2 rRNA genes are annotated in these 3,166 nt (G+C 53.5%); both read left to right on the plus strand.

Annotated features, from left to right (window positions below):
- The first annotated feature begins 58 nt into the window (after positions 1-58).
- Positions 59-2,781 (plus strand): 23S ribosomal RNA (locus JEQ47_RS20450).
- Between the two features lie 194 nt (positions 2,782-2,975).
- A 5S ribosomal RNA gene (gene rrf / locus JEQ47_RS20455) occupies positions 2,976-3,091 on the plus strand.
- Positions 3,092-3,166 lie beyond the last annotated feature (75 nt).

Consider the following 3,166-nt stretch of genomic DNA (forward strand, 5'->3'; position numbering starts at 1 on the left):
ACCCTGAACACAAGAGCGGGGTTTGGTTGATGATATTGCGGGCATTGATAATGAGAACGATCAAGCGTCTTAAGTGCATCTAGTGGATGCCTTGGCGTGTGCAGGCGATGAAGGACGTAATACGCTGCGATAAGCCTCGGGGAGCTGCGAATAAGCTTTGATCCGGGGATTTCCGAATGGGGAAACCCGACCATTTAGGTCACCCGAAAGGGAGCTAACCTGGGGAACTGAAACATCTAAGTACCCAGAGGAAAGGACATCAAACGAGACTCCGTTAGTAGTGGCGAGCGAACGCGGACCAGGCCAGTGGCCTCGGTGTAAGAACGGGAAGACGTTGGAAAACGTCGCCATAGTGGGTGATAGCCCCGTACCGGTAGAAAGCATCGAGGTCCTCGAGTAAGGCGGAACACGTGAAATTCTGTCTGAACATGGGTAGACCACTATCCAAGCCTAAGTACTCGCACACGACCGATAGCGAACCAGTACCGTGAGGGAAAGGTGAAAAGCACCCCGACGAGGGGAGTGAAATAGTACCTGAAACTGGATGCATACAAACAGTCGGAGCCCGCAAGGGTGACGGCGTACCTCTTGTATAATGGGTCATCGACTTAGTCTGTCTAGCAAGCTTAAGCCGTTAGGTGTAGGCGCAGCGAAAGCGAGTCTGAATAGGGCGTGAAGTTAGACGGATTAGACCCGAAACCAAGTGATCTAGGTATGAGCAGGCTGAAGGTAAGGTAACACTTACTGGAGGGCCGAACCCACGTCTGTTGAAAAAGACGGGGATGACTTGTTCCTAGGGGTGAAAGGCCAATCAAACTTGGAAATAGCTGGTTCTCCGCGAAAGATATTTAGGTATCGCCTCAGACGAATACCTCGGGGGGTAGAGCACTGGATGGGCTAGGGGGTCTCACCGACTTACCAAACCTAACCAAACTCCGAATACCCGAGAGTACTATCTGGGAGACAGACGGTGGGTGCTAACGTCCATCGTCAAAAGGGAAACAACCCTAACCTACAGCTAAGGTCCCCAAGTCATAGTTAAGTGGGAAAGCATGTGGGATTACTCAGACAACCAGGAGGTTGGCTTAGAAGCAGCCATCCTTTAAAGATAGCGTAACAGCTCACTGGTCAAGTGATCCTGCGGCGAAGATGTACCGGGTCTAAAACTATGCACCGAAGCTTAGGGTTTGCAGTTTACTGCAAGCGGTAGCGGAGCGTTCCGTAAGCCTGCGAAGGGATACCTGTGAGGGGTCCTGGAGGTATCGGAAGTGCGAATGATGACATGAGTAGCGACAAAAAGTGTGAGAGACACTTTCGCCGAAAGTCCAAGGGTTCCTGCGCAATGCTAATCAGCGCAGGGTTAGCCGGCCCCTAAGTCGAGGCAGAAATGCGTAGACGATGGGAACCACGTTAATATTCGTGGGCCAGGTGGTAGTGACGGATCGCGCGGGTCTGTATCCCCTTATCGGATTGGGGGTGCAGTGAGCCGGTTCCAGGAAATAGCTCCACCAACATTGACCGTACCCGAAACCGACACAGGTGGACTGGTAGAGTATACCAAGGCGCTTGAGAGAACTATACTGAAGGAACTCGGCAAATTGCACGCGTAACTTCGGGATAAGCGTGACCTCCTATTGGGCAACCAGTATGGAGGTGTCACAAAAGAGGGGGTGGCGACTGTTTATCAAAAACACAGGGCTCTGCGAAGTTGCAAAACGACGTATAGGGTCTGACGCCTGCCCGGTGCCGGAAGGTTAAAAGGAGAGGTTAACGCCTTGAATTGAAGCCCCGGTAAACGGCGGCCGTAACTATAACGGTCCTAAGGTAGCGAAATTCCTTGTCGGGTAAGTTCCGACCTGCACGAATGGCGTAACGACTTCCCCACTGTCTCCAGTATAGACTCAGCGAAATTGAATTCCCCGTGAAGATGCGGGGTTCCTGCGGTCAGACGGAAAGACCCCATGAACCTTTACTATAGCTTTGCGCTGGCACTTGTGTCGGCATGTGCAGGATAGGTGGTAGGCTTTGAAGCCAGGGCGCCAGCCTTGGTGGAGCCGCAAGATGAGATACCACCCTTATCGTCATAGGTGTCTAACCGCGGCATAACAGTGTCCGGGACAGCGCATGGTGGGTAGTTTGACTGGGGCGGTCGCCTCCCAAAGAGTAACGGAGGCGCGCGATGGTGGGCTCAGACCGGTCGGAAATCGGTCGTCGAGTGCAATGGCATAAGCCTGCCTGACTGCGAGACTGACAAGTCGAGCAGAGACGAAAGTCGGTCATAGTGATCCGGTGGTCCCGTGTGGAAGGGCCATCGCTCAACGAATAAAAGGTACTCTGGGGATAACAGGCTGATAATGCCCAAGCGTCCATAGCGACGGCATTGTTTGGCACCTCGATGTCGGCTCATCACATCCTGGGGCTGGAGCAGGTCCCAAGGGTATGGCTGTTCGCCATTTAAAGTGGTACGTGAGCTGGGTTCAGAACGTCGTGAGACAGTTCGGTCCCTATCTGCCGTGGGTGTTGGAATATTGAGAGGAGCTGTCCCTAGTACGAGAGGACCGGGATGGACGAACCTCTGGTGGACCTGTTGTGGCGCCAGCCGCATTGCAGGGTAGCTAAGTTCGGACGGGATAACTGCTGAAAGCATCTAAGCAGGAAGCCTCCCTCAAAACGAGTATTCCCTATCAGAGCCGTGGAAGACCACCACGTTGATAGGCCGGGTGTGGAAGAGCAGCAATGCTTGAAGCTTACCGGTACTAATAGCTCGATCGGCTTGATCGTTCTCATTAGTCAATGTCCGCAATCCCAAAGGGATTGCTCTTTCTCCTTGCCTCACGGTGCGCAGCACCTCCGGCGGGGCGGCGCACGAGCGCCGGGGTCGTCGCAAAAGCTCCTCCAGGAGCCCACCCGATGACTGTGAAAGCCACAGATCAAAGTTACAAAAGACCATTCTTCACTTGCGTGTTTTTCGCTGACCTTGTGGTTCTTGCGAGGGGCCCAGGACCCGATCCCATCCCGAACTCGACCGTCAAATCCCTCCGCGCCAATGGTACTAAGTCTCAAGACTTGGGAGAGTAGGTCACTGCAAGGTCTGCCAAAAACACCCAATCTCTCAACGATAACCAAACCATCAAAAGCCCCGATCAATCGATCGGGGCTTTCGTGC

It is taken from the genome of Devosia sediminis (assembly GCF_016411825.1).
Lineage (GTDB): Bacteria > Pseudomonadota > Alphaproteobacteria > Rhizobiales > Devosiaceae > Devosia > Devosia sediminis.